The sequence below is a fragment of the Paenirhodobacter sp. genome (assembly GCF_041916475.1).
GTDB lineage: Bacteria > Pseudomonadota > Alphaproteobacteria > Rhodobacterales > Rhodobacteraceae > Rhodobacter.
In genome coordinates, this window is the sequence record NZ_JAYRZN010000053.1 from 1 (window position 1) to 17320 (window position 17320).

Sequence of the window (17320 nt, forward strand, 5' to 3'; positions counted from 1 at the left end):
TGGGGAGGAACGGCTTCAGCCGCTCCATCTGCGCGTCGGTCAGCCAGTAAAGATTGCTCATCGATCAGGTCTCCTTGCGGAGCCTGAATCACGCCAAAGGACCCAAATCAATGGGTCTGGAGCCTAGGGCGCGATTTGAAGCGCCGCGGCGGGCGTATTCGCTACCTGGCAAGAGCGGCTCGAACGGCGGCACATGATCGGTCCGGCGTATCTCCGGGCCAATCACGCGGCTGAAACGCGGTCAGGCCGCGCTGCGGCAGAAGACCTTGACCTGATTGCGCCCCTCAGCCTTCGAGCCGAGCAGGGCGTGATCGGCCTGATTGATCAGCAGATCCACCGGCGCCGAGCCGTTGGTCCCGAGAGCAAGCCCGATGGAGACGGTGACCGACAGCGACCGCCCGATCTCCGGGATCGCGATCGGGCTGTTGCCGATCACACCGCAGATGTGCTCCGCCGCGCGGCGAGCGTCGCGCAGATCGACATTGGGCATGCCGATCAGGAATTCCTCACCCCCGATCCGGGCGAGCAGGTCGGACGGGCTCAAGCAACGGCGCAGGCGCCGCGCGACCTCGACCAGAACCGTGTCTCCGGTGCCGTGCCCCCAGGTGTCGTTGATGGATTTGAACCGGTCGAGATCCAGCACCATCACCGCGATCGGATGCCCTGCGTCGCGTGCATTCTCGGCCATGCGCAGCAGTTGCGGCATGGCGTAGCGGCGGTTGTGCAGGCCGGTGAGCGGATCGGTCATCGCGAGGCGCAGGCCGTTGGTGAGGCTGCGGCGCTGCCGGTCGGAGCGGCGCTTGCGCTCGATCTGGCGGCGCAGACGCAGGGCCGCTTCCTCCGCCAGCGCAGGGGTCGGATGTTCGCCGACGATCAGATCGTCCGCGCCGAGATCATAGGCGGCGGCGGCGGTGTCCGTGCCATTGCCGGCCACGGCGATGCAGATCGCGGCATGGCGCGATTGCGCCCGGGCACGCAGATCCGACATCAGCCGCAGGCCTTCGCCCGGATGCGCCAGATCGGCGGCAATCAGGAAGGCATCGGGGCAACGCGCGCCGGCTGCTTCGGCCAGGGCCTCGTCGCGCAGCAGAACGGTGAGGACATCCCCGGGCAGATAGCGGGTGAGGGCATTTTTCCAGCTGAGCGCGGTTTCGCGGCTGCCTGCCACCAGGGCCACGGTCGCGGGGGGCGCATAGTCGGCCGCAGCCTCGGCGAGGCCAAGCTCATGGAACGCCGATTCGCGAATGCCGAGATCCAGATCCTCGGCCCGGGCACGCAGCAACCCACGCAGACGGGCAAACAGGTCCTGCTCGTCGACCGGCTTCGACAGCATGTCATTGGCGCCCGCACGCAGGGCCGCGAGCCGGGCCGCGGGGCTTGCATCGGTGGCGGTCAGGATGATCGGCACATCGGCCGTGGCTGGCAGCGTGCGCAGCTTGCGGCAGATCTCATACCCGTTTGCATCGGGCAGCCGGGCTTCCAGAAGGATCAGGTCAGGGGTCTCGTTGGCGATGACGCGGAGCGCCTCAGCGCCGGAACCGGCCTGAAGCGTCTGGTAGCGTGCCGCTGCCAGTTTCACCTTCAGAACGATTCTATTCGTGGCGACGTCGTCCACGATCAGGATCTTCCCGGTCATGGCCTCTGGCACTCCTTCAACCTGCAATCGAATAACGGTATGTTTCGGAGGAAATGGTTAACAAAGTATTTCCAGCTATTCACGTGGAGGAGAGACCAAGGCGATGGAAGAGGACAATGCGCGGATTCTTGCCTTGCATGCCTTGGGCTGGCTTGCGGGCGATGATGAGCTGTTCGCGGCCTTCCTGGGCATGACCGGGGCCAGCGCGGCGGATATCCGCGCCACCGCCGACCAGCCTGCGCTGATGATATCGGTTCTTGATTTCATCTTGCAGCGCGACGATTGGGTTCTGGCCTGCGCCGCGGCCGCTGGCGTGCGCCCTGAGGAGATCGGGGCAGCACGGGCGCGGCTCGGCGGGCGCGACCAGATGCATTGGACCTGAGGACCGCATGATTTCGGCACTGATTTTAGACAAGGACGGCACGCTGTTCGATTTCACCGCCACCTGGAGCGGCTGGGCGCGGGCGGCGCTGCGGGATTTGTCGGGGGGGGATACGGCGCTGGCGGATCGGCTTGCGGCGGCGATCCGCTTCGACCCGGACAGCGGGCAGTTCGACCCGGCCTCGACCGTGATCGCGGGCACCACGGCCGAAGTCGCGGCGGAGCTGGCGCCCTTCCTGACGGGATGGGAGGTTCCGGCGCTGGCCGACCGGCTGAACGCCCTGTCGGCCGATGCGGTGCAGGTTCCGGCGGTGGATCTGCCGCAGGTTCTGGGCGCGCTGCGCGGGCGCGGGCTGCGCCTCGGGCTGGCCACCAACGATTCCGAGGCCGCGGCCCGCGCGCATCTGGCGGCGGCCAAGGTCATGGACCTGTTTGATTTCGTCGCGGGATATGACAGTGGCCATGGCGCGAAGCCGGGGCCGGGGCAGCTCTCGGCCTTTGCCGCGGCGCAGGGGCTTTCGCCCGGGCGGGTGGCGATGGTGGGCGACAGCCTGCATGATGCGGCGGCGGCGCGGGCGGCGGGGATGGCTGCGGTGGGCGTGCTCACAGGGGTTGCGCCGCGGGCCGTGCTGGCGCCCGCCTTCGATGTGGTTCTGCCCGATATCGGCGGCTTGCCCGGCTGGCTCGATTCCCGGGCCTGACCGCTGGCATTCATCTGGCCCAGGGAGTAGGTGGGGCAGAACGCAAGGAGGGACCGATGGCGAAACGGGTGCAGTTCATCCTGTTGGGGTTGCTGGCGGGGGCAGCGTTCTGGCAATTGTCGGAGCTGCCCTGGGACTGGCGCGACAGCCGGGCCTTTGCTGCGGTCGCCGTGCTGGCGCTGGCGTTCTTCGGCGGTGCGCTCGGGATGCTGGGCGAGCTTGGCGGGCGGCGTGCGCTGCTGTGGGCCGGGGCGATTTCGCTCCCTGCTGCAGGGCTCACCTGGTTGAAATCTTTGGCCTTCTCCGATGTGGCGCAGATGCTGGGCGCGAGCCATGTGGCTCTGGCGCTGCTCTTGGTGACGGTGCTGCCGGTGCCCTTCGCCATTGCCATCGCCAAGGGCGGGCGCGCGGGCTGGCGCGACTATCCGGTGCTGTTTTGCGAGACCTGGAACATCGTGGTGCGCTATGCGGCGGCCTGGCTGTTCGTGGCGCTGGTCTGGCTGGTGCTGTGGCTGCTCTCGGCGCTGCTGGAGCTGGTGGGCATCGATCAGCTTGGCGAATTTCTGACCGAGGCGCCTGTTGCCTGGCTGATCAGCGGGGCGGTGCTGGGGCTCGGGCTGTCGGTGGTGGTGGAGCTGTCGGACATGCTGTCGGCCGCGCTCCTGCTGCGTCTCTTGCGGCTGTTGCTGCCGGTGGTTCTGCTGGTGGAGCTGGTGTTCGTCGCGGTGCTTCCGGCGAGCGGCCTGTCGCATCTGTTCGGGTATCTGTCCCCGGCTGGGATCCTGATCGCCACGGCGCTGGCCTCGATCCTGCTGGTGGCGATTGCCGTCGATCAGGACGATACGGAAGCGGCGCAGGCCCCGGCGCTGACCTGGTCCGCGCGCGGGCTGGCGCTGCTGTTGCCGGTGCTGGTGGGGCTGGCGGCCTGGGCGCTGGCGCTGCGGATCGGGCAGCATGGCTGGACGCCGGACCGGGTCTGTGCGGCGGCGGCGCTGCTGGTGATTGCGGGCTATGCGCTGAGCTATGCGCTGGCGGTGCTGCGCGGTGCGGGCTGGCGGGGCACGATCCGGCAGGCGAATGTCGTGATGGCGCTGGTGGCGCTGGCGATCGGGGTGCTGTGGCTGACGCCTATGCTTTCGGCGGAGCGGATTGCGGTGCGCTCGCAGCTGGCGCGCTATGAGGCGGGCAAGATCCGCGCCGAGGAGCTGCCGGTCTGGGAATTCGCGCATGAATGGGGGCGCGCGGGGGCCGATGCGCTGGAGCAGCTGCGGCGCAGTGCCGCACTCCCGGGGCAGGAGGCGCTCGCACAGCGGATCGCGCAGCTCGACGGGGCGAAGCTGCGGGGCGATATGGGCGAATCGGCCTCGTCGGTCGATGCGCGGGCGACGGCCTTGCGCCCGGTGATCCGGGTATTGCCGGAGGGTGAGGTTCTGCCGGAGCCGCTGCTGGAGGCGATCGCGCGGATGGCCGATCCGGACTGGGCGGAAGGCTGTGTGCGGATGACGGCGGCGGGGAACCCAGGGTGCGTGGTGATTCTGGCCGATTTCGGGCCGGCTGTCCCGGGGCGCGACGCGCTGTTGCTGCGCGAAAGCGGCTTCGAGACGGTTCTGGCTTTTCATGAGACGGGCGCCCGCTGGATGCTGGCGCGCCCGGTGTTTCTGGGGCCGAGCGGGGCGCCTGCGGGTGGGGCGTTGATTGACGCGCTGATCAAGGGCAATGGCACGACCGAACCGGCGCAAATTCAGGCACTTCCCCTCGGCGCGCGTCAGGTGACCGTGCTGCCCTGAGCGCGATTGGGGTTTCATTAAGAAGACTTCACTAGTCTTCGGGAAACCGAGATGCGAGGGGCACCCCGGGCGATGTATGGCCTGATCAACAAATCGATCCAGTATTTCCTGAGCGACAATTACGGCTCTGCGGTCTGGCGTCAGGTCGCGCAACGGGCGGGAATCGGCGTCGAGGGCTTCGAGACGATGCTGCGCTATCCCGCGTCGAGCACCGATGCGCTGCTCAATGCCGGCGCCGACGTGCTGGCCAAGCCGCGCTCCGCGCTGCTGGAGGATATTGGCGCGCATATGGTGACGGTCGAAAAGGTCCGGCGCCTGCTGCGTTTCGGGGGCACGGATTATTGCGAATTCCTGTTCTCGCTGAACGAGCTGCAGGAGCGCGGCCGGATGGCGCTCGCGGGGCTGCAGCTGCCCGAGCTGCAGCTTGTCTCCGAGACCGGCAACCGCTTCGTCTTCGAGGTGCATGACGCGCTCAAAGGCTGGGGCGCGGTGACGGCGGGCCTGCTGCGGGCCATGGCGGATGATTATGGCGCGCTTGCGGTGATTGAGCTGCTGGCGGATGATGGCGATGACGTGGAGCGGGTTCAGGTGCTGCTGCTCGAACAGGATTTTGCGACGGGCAGGCGGTTCGTTCTGGCGGCGCCCGGCGTCGAGGAGGTGCACGGATGACCACGACGATCGCGGGATTTCCGGGCCTCTCGCTCGAGGCGCTCGGGTTGCTGATGCCGATGTTTCTCTGGGTGAACCGCGACGGCATCGTGCGTGGTGTCGGGCCGACGCTGGCCAAGATCCTGGAACCCGGGCCGATCCTTGATGTGAGCGGCAAGGAGCATTTCATCCTGCGCCTGGCGCCGACGCAGCGGGGCGGCGCGATGGCGGTGTTCCCGAACGGCACCGAGGTCCCCCTGGGCGGGCGCAGGCTGCATCTGGTGGTGCGGCGGCGGCCGGAGATCGTTTTGCGCGGGGCGGCGGTGGGGCTGGGTCCGGCGGGGCGAGACGGGGTGCTGTTCAATCTCACGCTGGGGATCCATCTTGCGGAGGCCGTGCGCGAGTTCGGCCTGACCGAGGGGGATTTCTCTGCGGCCGATCTGGCGATCGAGCTGCTCTATATGGGCGAGGCCAATGCGGCGGTGCTGGGCGAGCTGAGCGCGTTGACCGGGCGGCTCGACATGGCGCGGCGCACGGCCGTGGCGCAGGCGTCGAGCGACCCGCTGACCGGTCTTGCGAACCGGCGCGGGTTCGACAAATCGCTGGCCGATGCAATCGAGGCGCAGCTGGCGGAGCCGCGCCCCTTCGCCGTGGCGCATGTCGATCTGGATTATTTCAAGGCGGTGAACGATACCTTCGGCCATGCGGCCGGTGATCAGGTGTTGATGCGGGTGGGCATGCGGCTTTCGCACGAATTGCGGCGGGGTGATCTGGCAGCCCGGACCGGCGGGGATGAATTCCTCCTCCTGCTGCACAATGCCGACGACCGCGACAGCCTCCAGCGCCTGGGGAACCGGCTCATTCACCGACTGGAGGAGCCGTTTGAGTTCGAGGGCAAGGTGAGCCGGATTTCTGCCTCGATCGGTATCGCGGTCTCGACCGGCTACGGGCCGGAGGCAGCGGCGCAGCTTCTGGCCGATGCGGACCGTGCGCTCTATGCCGCGAAGCGCGCAGGCCGCGGGCGCTGCATGCTTTTCTCGCCCGAGCTCAGCGTTCACTGACTTTCCGCGTTTCAATTGATTTGGCAATCGGTTACGGCTCCGACGATGAGACAGGGCTTCCCGATTGCGACGCCGGGCATGCGGATCGGTATTCTGGGCGGATCGTTCGATCCGGCCCATGCCGGGCATGCCCATATCACGCGGGAGGCCATGCGCCGCTTTGGGCTCGATGCCGTGTGGTGGCTGGTGAGCCCGGGCAATCCGCTCAAGGTGCGGGGGCCCGCACCGATCGCGCAGCGCCTGGCCGAAGCCCGCCGGGTCATGCCCGATCCGAGGGTGCGGGTGAGCGATCTCGAATGCCGGCTGGGCACGCGCTACACGGCGCAAACCCTGAAGCGGCTGAAGCAGCTTTACCCCCGGGTGCAGTTTGTCTGGCTGATGGGGGCGGACAATCTGATGCAGTTCGACCGCTGGGAAAACTGGCGCGGGATCCTCGATATGGTTCCGGTCGGGGTTCTGGCCCGGCCCGGGGCGCGGATGGCGGTGGCGCATGCGCGCGCGGCGCGGATTTATGGCGCGGCGCGGGTGCCCGGGCGGCGGGCGCGGAGCCTGGGGCGGGCGCCGCTTCCGGCCTGGTGCTTCGTGCTGATGCCGATGTCGGACATGTCGTCTTCGGCGATCCGGGCGCGTGGCGGCTGGCGTGTGCGGGACTGATATCGAGGATTTGTTAACCGTGATCCGGCAGGATCGGCGGCGATCCGGCCCTTGCTGCAGCATTGCTGCGGGCGCAAGATCGGGGCGCGAGTCTTGGAGCGAACAGAATGACGGTGACACGGCGCAGGGTGCTGGGCGGCGCGCTCGGCGGAATGGCGATGCTGGCGCAGGCGGGGCGGGCCTCTGCGCAGGCGGCGCTTCGGGCCGGATCTGCCGAGGAGATCGTTTCGGCCGCGCGGCTCGGGGGCGATGTGGGGTTCGTCGTGGTCGATCCGCGGGCGGGCAAGGTTCTTGAGGCCTATAACGAGACCCGGGGCATGGCACCGGCCTCTACCGCGAAGACGATCACCTCGCTCTATGCGCTGGAGACCCTCGGCCCGGACTACCGGTTTCCGACGCGTCTGATCGGGACCGGCCCGGTTTCTGGCGGCGAACTGCGGGGCGATCTGATCCTGACGGGGGGCGGGGATCCGACCCTCTCGACCGATGATCTGGCCGATATGGCGGCGCGTCTGGCGGCGGCAGGGGTGCGCAAGGTGCGTGGGCGGTTCCTGGTCTGGGGCGGGGCGCTGCCCTATGCCGAGGAGATCTGCGACGATCAGCCGGTTCATGTGGGCTACAATCCGGCGATTGCGGGGCTGAACCTGAATTTCAACCGGGTCTATTTTGAATGGAAGCAGTCCAAGGCGGGTTATGCGCTTTCCATGGATGCGCGCGGCGCGCGGGCGGTGCCGCCGGTCTCGAGCGCGCAGGTGGTGCTGGCCAGCCGCTCCGCGCCGCTGTTTACCTATGCGCGGCAGGACGGGCGCGAGCGCTGGACGGTGGCGCAGGGGGCCTTGGGCAAATCCGGGAGCCGCTGGCTGCCGGTGCGCGATCCGGTGGGCTATGCGGCCGATGTGTTCCGGACGCTTGCGCGCGCGCAGGGGGTCGTTTTGCCGGCGGCGGAGCGGATCGGCGGGGTGAATGGCGGCACGGTGCTGGTGGAGCGGGCCTCCGATCCGCTGATGCCGCTCTTGCGCGACATGATGAAGCATTCGAACAATCTGACGGCGGAGACGGTGGGCACGACCTCTACGCTGCGGCGCGGGGAGGCGGCGGCGCGTGGGGCTTCCGGGGCGGCGATGAGCGGCTGGCTGCGGCAGCGGCTGGGCGGCGGCACGGCCCGGTTCATCGACCATTCCGGCCTTGGCGCCGAGAACCGGATCGCGCCGATCGACATGGTGCGGGCGGTGGCGCTGCTCGGGCCGAAGGCGGGCCTGCGCGGGCTGATGAAGCCGTTCCCGCTGCGCGACGGCAATGGGCGGCCGGTGCAGGATGCGGCGATCAAGGTGGATGCGAAGACCGGTACGCTGAATTTCGTCTCGACCCTGACCGGCTATATGACGGCACCGGGCGGGCGCGAGCTGGTTTTCGCGATTTTTACCGGCGATCTGGAGCGCCGGGCGCAGGCGGCGCAGACCGAGGAGCCCGCGGGCGGCCAGGCCTGGATTGCGCGCTCCAAGATCCTGCAGAGCCGGCTGATCGACCGCTGGGGCTCGCTCTACGCCTGAGCGGGCTCAGAGCGTCATGTGCCGAACGCGGGCGCTCCATTCGATGGCGGCGCCGTGGAGGCGGTCGATGTTCAGCTCGCCGCGGATTTCCTCCAGCATGCGCAGCTCCGCCTGATAGAGCGCGCCATCGGCCGCGGCCACGTCGCAGGCCAGTGCATAGGCGGTTTCGAACAGCTTTTCGGGCAGGGCCGCGCGCACGAGGCCGAACAGCGCCTCCAGGCCCTCTTCCTCCTCGAACAGTGCATAGACGGTTTGCGCGATGACGCGGATCCGGTCGAAATCGTATTTGGCGAAGACCGGCATGTGATTGACGGTGCGTTCGATCGCGACGAGCTCCGAGGTGCGGATGTTTTCGTCCGAGGCCGAGACTGCCAGCATCACGGCGACGAGCGCGTCTTGCGGCGAGAGCGATGGGAGGGTTTCGGACACGGGGGGCTTCCTTTCGTCGATGATGGCCAAGAATTATTGACGATCCGGCGCCCCTTCAATAGGTGGATCGCGGATGGGCGCATGGGGCGCCCGGAAGAGGTGACCATGACGACCCTGCGCGACGCCGCGATGAACTCCAAAGCCTGGCCTTTCGAGGAAGCGCGCCGGGTGCTGAAACGGTATGAGAAGGCGCCGCCCGAGAAGGGCTATGTGCTGTTCGAGACCGGCTATGGGCCTTCGGGGCTGCCGCATATCGGCACCTTCGGCGAGGTGGCGCGCACGACGATGATCCGCCGCGCTTTCGAGATCATCTCGGATATTCCGACGAAACTTCTGTGTTTCTCTGATGACATGGACGGCATGCGCAAGGTGCCGGAGAACGTGCCGCAGCAGGAGATGCTGAAGGCCAATATCCAGAAGCCGCTGACCGCGGTGCCCGATCCGTTCGGCGAATACGACAGCTTCGGCAACCATAACAACGCGATGCTGCGCCGCTTTCTGGATACGTTCGGCTTCGAATATGAATTCGCCAGCGCGACCCAGTATTACAAGGCGGGCAAGTTCGACGACATGCTGATCCGCTGTGCGGAGCGCTATGACGCGATCATGGCGATCATGCTCAAGAGCCTGCGCGAGGAGCGCCAGCAGACCTATTCGTGCTTCCTTCCGATCCATCCCGAGACCGGGCAGGTGCTCTATGTGCCGATGAAGAACGTGGATGCGAAGGCCGGCACGGTGACCTTCGACGACGCCACGGGCCGGGAATGGACGCTTCCGGTGACGGGCGGGCATGTGAAGCTGCAGTGGAAGCCCGATTTCGGGATGCGGTGGGCGGCGCTTGGCGTCGATTTCGAGATGTATGGCAAGGACCATGCCACCAACACCCCGATTTATGACGGGATCTGCGAGGTGCTGGGCGGGCGCAAGCCCGAGCATTTCACCTATGAGCTGTTCCTCGATGCCAATGGCGAGAAGATCTCCAAGTCCAAGGGCAACGGGCTGACGATCGATGAATGGCTGACCTATGCCTCGACCGAGAGCCTGAGCTATTTCATGTATCAGAAGCCGAAGACCGCGAAGCGGCTGTGGTGGGATGTGATTCCGAAGGCGGTGGATGAATACCACCAGCAGCTGCGCGCCTTCCCGGAGCAGCCGGTCGAGAAGCAGATCGACAATCCGGTCTGGCACATCCATGGCGGCAAGGTTCCGGCTTCGACGATGGTCGTGCCGTTTGCGATGCTGCTGAACCTCGCGTCGGTGTCTGGGGCGAAGAACAAGGATACGCTCTGGGGCTTCATGCGCCGCTATGCGCCGGAAGCGACGCCGGAGGCGAACCCGGATCTGGATCAGGCGGCCGGCTTCGCGGTGCGCTATTTCAACGATTTCGTGGCGCCCACGCGCAGCTTCCGCCTGCCGAGCGACAAGGAGCGCGCGGCGATGGAGGATCTGGTCGGGCGGCTGAAGGCGCTGCCGGCGCAGGACCTGCACGAGATTTTCCCGGAGGACCCCACCGAGGGGCTGCAGACGATCGTGTTCGCGGTGGGCAAGGAGCACGGGTTCGAGCCGCTGCGCGACTGGTTCACCGCGCTTTATGAGGTGCTGCTTGGGCAGAGCCAGGGGCCGCGGTTTGGCGGATTCATCGCGCTTTATGGTGTGGCGGAGAGCATTGCGCTGATCGAGCATGCGCTGGCCGGGGGGATGGCCACCGCCTGAGCGGGAGCCCCCATGGCGATTTTCCGACGCCCGGCCTTCTGGCCGGGCGTTGTCGTTCGGGGCAGCGTACGCTGCCCTAGGCGGTTCGAAACGCTTTCATCCTACTTCTTGCGAGACCCGGGCGCGGATTGCCCGGAGCGAATCCGGCACGGGAAGAGATCCTGACGGGCGGCAGCATGCCGCGCCCGGTGGTCTCTTGCGTGCCCGCGTCGGCGCAGAAGGGAGACCTGGATGAACAAGGCGATTACCGACGGGCTGGTGCTCACCCCGCCCAAATTCGAACTCGGGCTGGGAGTGTGGTCGAGCGAGAACGGCACGGCCGGTTCTGCCACCTACCTGAGTGCCGCCAATGCGGCGCTGGTCGCCGCGGATGCCGATTTCGGCTCCTGCCTGGAGCTGGTGAAGACCGCCAGCACGCAGAAGCTGCGCTATATGGGCCAGACCCCGATCCAGCCGGGCATGTATCTGCGCATCACCGCGCGGGTGAAGGCGATGAGCGGCAACCTGCCCTCCGTCCGGATCGCGGGCTATGCGATGAACGGGTCGAACGCGCATGTGACGGGGCTGACCGAGGTCGGCACCTCGATCGCGCTCACGACCTATGGCTCTGTCGTTACCGTGCAGGCCATCGTGGGCACCGGGGCCAAGGGCGGGGTGGATATGCCCTGGGGGACCGCGCCGATCTATGGCTTCTTCGGGCTCGATCTGACCGGCACCAATGGCGGCGTCGTGCGGATCGACGATATCGAGATCGAGGACATCACCGAAGCCTTCCTGCGCGACATGATGGACTGGGTCGATGTGCGCGATTACGGGGCGAAGGGCGATGGCAGCACCAATGATCGCGCGGCCTTCGTTGCGGCCGATGCGGCGGCGGCCGGGCGCGGGATCCTGGTTCCGGCGGGCACCTATTACATTGCCACGGCGCTGACCATCCGCGCGCCGATCCGGTTCGTGGGCTCGCTGACGATGCCGACGGCGGAGCGGCTGATCCTGATGGCGCAATACGACTTCCCGACCTATGCGGCGGCCTTCGGGGACGAGCTGCTGGGGCTGAAGAAGGCATTGCAGGCGCTGTTCGGCTACACCGATCACATCAGCCTCGACCTGAAGGGCCGGCGCGTCGAGGTCTCGGAGCCGATCGACGTGAAGGCGCTGGCACCGGATATCAGCTCCTTCTCCAACCGGCGGGTGATCCACAACGGCGCGCTGAACGTCGTGGATGGCGATGCCTGGACGCCGACGGTGGTGACCTCGCAGGCAGGCTACAACATCAATGCGCCCTATACGCTGACCGGCGTGAGCAACATCGCGAATATCGCGGTCGGATCGCTCGTGACCGGCAGTGGCGTCGGGCGCGAGGTCTATGTGCGGGCAGTGGATGTGGCATCGAGCACGCTGACCCTCTCGCAGCCGTTCTTCGGCGGCTCGGGAACGCGTACGCTGACCTTTACCCGGTTCAAATATGTGCTGGATTTCTCCGGCATCGCCAAGCTCGACCGGTTCAACATCGACGACATCGAGATCCTGTGCAACGGCATCGCGAGCGGCATCATGCTGCCGGTCACGGGCGAGATGTTCCATATCCGGGATTGCTACATCAACCGGCCGAAGCACCGGGGCATCACCTCCATCGGGCGCGGCTGCCAGGACCTGCTGGTGGACCGATGCCAGTTCCTGTCCAACGAGGGGACGGTGGCCGCGCCCGACCGGGTCTCGATCGCGATGAACGTGAACGCCAATGATACCAAGATCCGCGAGTCGCGCTTCGTGCGGTTCCGGCACACGATGGTTCTGGCGGGCACCGGGCATCTGATCGTCGGCTGCCACTGGTTCCAGGGCGATGACACCGCGCTTGGGCCGCGTCTTCCGGGGCTGATCTTCTGTCAGCCGAACGTGCAATCGGCGGTGACCGGCAACTATGTCGACAACTCCACCATCGAATGGACGAATGAATACGCACCCTCGCCGAACTTCGGTACGGAATATTCATTTGGCGGGCTGACCGTCACTGGCAATACCTTCGTGTGCATCCGCACCGCGGCCTGGTTCACCTGGTTCTCGGTCAAACCCTATGGCAGCGGCCATTTCATCCAGGGGCTGAGCGTGACCGGCAATGTGTTCCGCACCGTCGACTGCACGATCGACCGGATCGAGAAGGTCGACACCACCTATGCATCGCTCGACAACGAGCGGATGCGTAACGTGGTGTTCGAGGCGAATGCCTTCAACGGCATCACCCAGATGACGGTCAGCCCGGTGATGCTGCAGGTCGATCAGGCCTCGGCGCAGACGGTCTGGACGGCATCGGCGGGCGCATGGCTGCCGTTCGGTGGCTGGGCGCGCAACGTGGAGAGCCTGGTGGCGGAAGGCCCGATCACCAATACGGCGGGCGCGCGGGTGACCTCCATGCCCTATGTGAACGTGGAATCGGGCACGTCGAAATCCAATGTGCTCGTGGTCTGGCCCGAGGCGGCGAAGGGGCGCGTGCAAGTGAAGGTCCGGGTGGACAACCCGAACTGAGCCGAACCGGCTCCGGGCAAGCCCCGGAGCGCGTGGACCTCTGGTCCGAAAAAGGCCCCGGCACGCGTGCAGGCGTGTCCGGGGCCTTGTTTCATCGACATTGGGCTGTCAGCGCGATCACTCTGCGGGATGGTGGCTGCGCGGATGGTCGAGCTTGCGCTCTTCGCGGCGCAGCACGGCTATACCCACCCCCGCGATGGCCAAGGCAATGACCGGGACGATGAATTCGTAGAACGTCATTCTTTCGCCTCCTTGCGGATCCTGCCCAGAATATAGTGCGAAACCCCGTGCATTGCGAGTCCTGTGGCGCCCCACCAGAGGGTGGAATAGGTGGCATTGCTCAGGCTTTCGGTCAGCGGCCGCAGCACGGCAAAGCCGATCAGGCCGAGGGCTACGGCGTTGAGGAAGCCTGCGAAGAGCTTCACCCGCTCGTTGAAGGCCGCGAGCCGGTCACGCGTGGTCTGCATCGGGGTGGTCCTCCAGGGCGAGATCCGCGGGCGAAAGCCGGAAGGCGCGCCCGAACCCGCCGTTCAGCAGGGCATCCAGCGGGCGGAACCGGATGAACTGGAAATCTCCGAAGTCGATATAGAGCTGCGCCTTCGGGTACAGCTTCAGCCAGTGCGCGCGCAGGGCAGGGTGGCGCGGGTCGTCTCGCGGAAGCGGTATCGCTTGCGCGCGCAGGCTCAGGCGCGGATGGGTGAGCGGATCGCCCCTGGGGCCGGGCTCGCCCAGCAGAAGCCCGGCGCGGGGATCCGCGCGCAGGGCGCGGCTGTGTGCCGAGAGGCCGGAGATCAGGCTCCAGAGCCCGCCCTCGGGCCCCAGACCCAGGGCGATGCGACTCACCGCGGGAAAGCCGCTCTCCGGGTCCAGAGTGCCGAGGGCTGCGAAGCGGGCCTCGCGGATCAGCCGCTGCGCGAGCGCGCGGGCTTCGTCATCTGTCGGGCGGATCGGATCGGGGGCGGATGTCATGGCAGCGCTCCTGTCGCCTGCGGGGCATGTCTTCGGTAATCGCCTGTGCCTGCGCACGCAAGCGCGGGTTTCGAATCGATTCAGCCCGCCGCGGCCATCTGTGCGGATGCCGCGGTGCGGCATTTTTGCGTGGATTTTCCTGCGTTTGCATTCCGTGCGGGTCAGCCTGGCCGCGGCAACAGGCAAGGGATTGAAACAAAATGTCAAATTCCGGTCACTTTTCGCACTGTTTACAATGTTATCGCTAGACCTGTGAATTAATTAACAGAAAAAACCAGCGAACATAGGGGCTTACGCAATGAGGCTGGATTGGTTTACACTGCTTGCGGGGAGTAGTGCGTTTCCGGCCTGGCCGGAGGCAATTTGGGCCTTCGGGCCTCACGACGGCAAGGGAGGAGAGCTCATGACCGTTCAGGAACAGCTCGTCGCAGAACCAGATACGCATCCGGTCCCGCCGGGCTTCGAACAAGCCCATGCGGATCAGGCCAAATACCTCGAGATGTATCGCGAGTCGGTCGAGGATCCGGACAAGTTCTGGGGCCGGGAAGGGCTGCGGCTCGAGTGGATCAAGCCGTATACCAAGGTAAAGAACACCGATTTCACCTTTGGCAAGGTGTCGATCAAATGGTTTGAGGACGGGGTTCTGAATGCCTCGGTCAACTGTATCGACCGCCACCTGAAGGACCGCGCGCTGCAGACCGCGATCATCTTCGAGCCGGACGATCCGAACGAGGCGGCCCAGCACATCACCTACCGCGACCTGTCGGAGAAGGTGAACCGGATGGCCAACGTCCTGCTGAGCCAGGGCGTGATGCGCGGCGACCGGGTGGTGATCTATCTGCCGATGATCCCGGAGGCGGCCTATGCGATGCTGGCCTGTACGCGGATCGGGGCGATCCATTCCATCGTCTTCGCCGGCTTCTCGCCCGATGCGCTGGCGAACCGGATCAACGACTGCGGCGCGAAGCTGGTGATCACGGCCGATTTCGCCCCGCGTGGCGGCAAGAAGACGCCACTGAAGGCCAATACCGATGCGGCCTTGCTGCATTGCTCGGACAAGGTCCGCTGCCTGGTGGTGCGCCGCACCGGCGACCAGATCAGCTGGGTGCAGGGGCGCGACGTCGATGTCAGCTACCTGATGGAGCAGGTTTCGCCCGAATGCCCGCCGCGGCCGATGGGCGCGGAGGATCCGCTGTTCATCCTCTATACCTCCGGCTCCACCGGCAAGCCGAAGGGTGTGGTGCATACCACCGGCGGTTACTTGGCCTATGCCGCGATGACCCACGAATATGTCTTCGACTATAAGGAAGGCGATATTTTCTGGTGTACGGCCGATGTGGGCTGGGTCACCGGGCACAGCTATATCGTCTATGGCCCGCTCGCCAATGGCGCGACCACGATCATGTTCGAGGGTGTGCCGAGCTATCCGGATGCGGGGCGGTTCTGGGCGGTGTGCGAGAAGCACAAGGTGAACCAGTTCTACACCGCGCCGACTGCGATCCGGGCGCTGATGGGGCAGGGCACCGAATGGGTCGAGAAATACGACCTGTCCTCGCTGCGCGTGCTGGGCTCGGTCGGCGAGCCGATCAACCCCGAGGCCTGGACCTGGTACGACAAATATGTGGGCAAGGGCAAATGCCCGATCGTCGACACCTACTGGCAGACGGAAACCGGCGGCCATATCGTCACCCCGCTGCCCGGCGCCACGCCGACGAAGCCCGGCTCGGCCACGAACCCGTTCTTCGGTGTGAAGCCCGTGGTGCTCGATCCGCAGACGGCGGTGCGCATCGGCGAGGTGGAATGCGAGGGCGTGCTGTGCATCTCCGACAGCTGGCCGGGGCAGATGCGGACCCTCTGGGGCGATCACGAGCGCTTCCAGGAGGCCTATTTCAGCCAGTATCGCGGCTATTACTTCACCGGCGACGGCTGCCGCCGCGACAAGGACGGCTACTATTGGATCACCGGTCGGGTCGATGACGTGATCAACGTTTCGGGCCACCGGATGGGCACGGCCGAGGTGGAATCCGCTCTGGTGGCGCATCCGGCGGTGGCCGAGGCGGCGGTGGTGGGCTATCCGCACGAGCTGAAGGGGCAGGGCATCTATGCCTATGTGACCCTGATGAACGATCAGGAGCCTTCGGATGCGCTCCGCGCCGATCTGGAAAAATGGGTCCGCGCCGAAATCGGCCCGATCGCCAAGCCCGATCTGATCCAGTGGGCCCCCGGCCTGCCCAAGACCCGCTCGGGCAAGATCATGCGCCGGATCCTGCGCAAGATCGCCGAGAACGACTATGGCGCATTGGGCGACATCTCCACGCTCGCCGATCCGTCGGTCGTGCAGGAGCTGATCGACAACCGCATGAACCGGGGGTGACATGACCGAGGCCGAGAATACCGTCGAGACGAAACCCGCCGTTCTGATCCTGCTCGGGTCTCCGGGCGCGGGCAAGGGCACCCAGGCGCGGATGCTGGAGGAGGAATTCGGCCTCGTCCAGCTCTCCACCGGGGATCTGCTGCGCGCGGCGGTGGCGGCGGGCACGCCCGCGGGCCTTGCTGCGAAAGCGGTGATGGAGGCCGGCGGCCTCGTGAGCGACGAGATCGTGCTGGCGATCCTGAAGGACCGCATGGCCGAGCCCGACGTGTCCAAAGGGGTGATCCTCGACGGGTTCCCGCGCACGGCCGGGCAGGCGGCGGCGCTCGACGATCTGCTGGCCGCGGCCGGGCAGCGCGTCGATGCGGCGATCAGCCTCGAAGTCGATGATGAGGCGATGATCGCCCGCGTTGCCGGGCGCTACACCTGCGCCAAATGCGGCGAGGGCTACCACGACCAGTTCAAGACCCCCGCGCATGCGGGCACTTGCGACAAATGCGGCGGCACGGACTTCAAGCGCCGTGCCGACGACAACGCCGAAACGGCGCGTGCCAGGTTGGAGGCCTATCACGCCCAGACGGCGCCGCTGATCGACCATTACGATCGCCTCGGTGTTCTGGGGCGGGTGGATGCGATGGGCTCCATCGCAGATGTCCGCGCTGCACTGGCCGGGATCGTATCGGGCATCAGCGCCTGAGAGGAGGCCGGCCGCGCCATCCGCGCGGCCGGGAAGGGGAGGCTGGGCCCTAAGGCATCAGCATAGCAGGATCCGTCGCTGTCCGAGCGGTGTGACCGGAGGGGAGGCCCCCGTTCCGGCAGGGCGGATGCATGTCACAGGGAGGCCGGCGATGCCGGCCATCAGGAGGAGAGCCGATGGCATCTTATAACACCAACGTG

General features: G+C 66.5%; 16 protein-coding genes. 11 read left to right on the forward strand and 5 right to left on the reverse strand.

Annotated features, from left to right (window positions below; translation table 11 throughout):
• Positions 1-241 precede the first annotated feature (241 nt).
• Entirely contained in the window at positions 242-1636 is a 1395-nt protein-coding gene (locus tag ACOMG5_RS16145; RefSeq protein ID WP_420344819.1) for a diguanylate cyclase domain-containing protein, read from the reverse strand.
• Between the two features lie 103 nt (positions 1637-1739).
• Here ACOMG5_RS16145 and ACOMG5_RS16150 point away from each other — a divergent pair, with 103 nt between their 5' ends.
• The 7 genes from ACOMG5_RS16150 (at position 1740) to dacB (ending at position 8418) form a co-directional block, all read left to right on the forward strand.
• Positions 1740-2018 carry a DUF3572 domain-containing protein gene (locus ACOMG5_RS16150; RefSeq protein WP_420344820.1) on the forward strand — a complete coding sequence of 93 codons (279 nt, stop codon included), beginning with the start codon at positions 1740-1742 and terminating at the stop codon, positions 2016-2018.
• Between the two features lie 7 nt (positions 2019-2025).
• Positions 2026-2718, forward strand: a complete 693-nt coding sequence (locus ACOMG5_RS16155) for an HAD family hydrolase (RefSeq protein ID WP_420344821.1) — start codon at positions 2026-2028, stop codon at positions 2716-2718.
• Positions 2719-2774: 56 nt separating this feature from the next.
• The gene (locus ACOMG5_RS16160; RefSeq protein ID WP_420344822.1) at positions 2775-4505 is read left to right on the forward strand and encodes a hypothetical protein; all 1731 of its coding nucleotides are present in this window, start codon (positions 2775-2777) and stop codon (positions 4503-4505) included.
• A 51-nt stretch (positions 4506-4556) separates the two neighbouring features.
• Complete coding sequence (locus tag ACOMG5_RS16165) at positions 4557-5174, forward strand: heme NO-binding domain-containing protein (RefSeq protein WP_420344823.1); 618 nt, start codon at positions 4557-4559, stop codon at positions 5172-5174.
• Positions 5171-6214 carry a diguanylate cyclase domain-containing protein gene (locus ACOMG5_RS16170; protein ID WP_420344824.1) on the forward strand — a complete coding sequence of 348 codons (1044 nt, stop codon included), beginning with the start codon at positions 5171-5173 and terminating at the stop codon, positions 6212-6214. The genes ACOMG5_RS16165 and ACOMG5_RS16170 overlap by 4 nt, the downstream gene beginning before the upstream one ends.
• Before the next feature lie 45 nt (positions 6215-6259).
• Positions 6260-6868: a nicotinate-nucleotide adenylyltransferase gene (locus tag ACOMG5_RS16175; protein WP_420344825.1), complete on the forward strand. Its 609-nt coding sequence runs from the start codon at positions 6260-6262 to the stop codon at positions 6866-6868.
• 107 nt (positions 6869-6975) lie between these two features.
• Positions 6976-8418 carry a D-alanyl-D-alanine carboxypeptidase/D-alanyl-D-alanine endopeptidase gene (dacB, locus tag ACOMG5_RS16180; RefSeq protein ID WP_420344826.1) on the forward strand — a complete coding sequence of 481 codons (1443 nt, stop codon included), beginning with the start codon at positions 6976-6978 and terminating at the stop codon, positions 8416-8418.
• A 6-nt stretch (positions 8419-8424) separates the two neighbouring features.
• On the opposite strand, the gene ACOMG5_RS16185 is transcribed toward dacB, so the two are convergent.
• Positions 8425-8847 carry a tellurite resistance TerB family protein gene (locus ACOMG5_RS16185; RefSeq protein ID WP_420344827.1) on the reverse strand — a complete coding sequence of 141 codons (423 nt, stop codon included), beginning with the start codon at positions 8845-8847 and terminating at the stop codon, positions 8425-8427.
• Positions 8848-8952: 105 nt separating this feature from the next.
• Between ACOMG5_RS16185 and ACOMG5_RS16190 the strand changes: the two genes are divergently transcribed.
• Positions 8953-10560, forward strand: a complete 1608-nt coding sequence (locus ACOMG5_RS16190) for a lysine--tRNA ligase (protein WP_420344834.1) — start codon at positions 8953-8955, stop codon at positions 10558-10560.
• Between the two features lie 231 nt (positions 10561-10791).
• A complete protein-coding gene (locus ACOMG5_RS16195; RefSeq protein ID WP_420344828.1) occupies positions 10792-13083 on the forward strand; it encodes a glycosyl hydrolase family 28-related protein in 2292 nt (763 codons plus the stop codon).
• Between the two features lie 117 nt (positions 13084-13200).
• Here ACOMG5_RS16195 and ACOMG5_RS16200 read toward each other — a convergent pair whose 3' ends face one another.
• Genes ACOMG5_RS16200 through ACOMG5_RS16210 form a run of 3 tightly spaced genes read right to left on the reverse strand, consistent with a single transcriptional unit; the run spans position 13201 to position 14052 of the window.
• Entirely contained in the window at positions 13201-13323 is a 123-nt protein-coding gene (locus ACOMG5_RS16200) for a hypothetical protein (protein WP_420344829.1), read from the reverse strand.
• Positions 13320-13550, reverse strand: a complete 231-nt coding sequence (locus tag ACOMG5_RS16205) for a hypothetical protein (protein ID WP_420344830.1) — start codon at positions 13548-13550, stop codon at positions 13320-13322. The genes ACOMG5_RS16200 and ACOMG5_RS16205 overlap by 4 nt, the downstream gene beginning before the upstream one ends.
• Positions 13534-14052: a HugZ family protein gene (locus ACOMG5_RS16210; RefSeq protein ID WP_420344831.1), complete on the reverse strand. Its 519-nt coding sequence runs from the start codon at positions 14050-14052 to the stop codon at positions 13534-13536. Before ACOMG5_RS16210 ends, ACOMG5_RS16205 begins: the two co-directional genes overlap by 17 nt.
• Before the next feature lie 403 nt (positions 14053-14455).
• Between ACOMG5_RS16210 and acs the strand changes: the two genes are divergently transcribed.
• On the forward strand, positions 14456-16426 hold the full coding sequence (gene acs / locus ACOMG5_RS16215) for an acetate--CoA ligase (protein WP_420344832.1): 1971 nt from the start codon (positions 14456-14458) through the stop codon (positions 16424-16426).
• Position 16427: 1 nt separating this feature from the next.
• On the forward strand, positions 16428-17120 hold the full coding sequence (locus ACOMG5_RS16220) for an adenylate kinase (protein ID WP_420344833.1): 693 nt from the start codon (positions 16428-16430) through the stop codon (positions 17118-17120).
• The last annotated feature ends 200 nt before the right edge of the window (positions 17121-17320 follow it).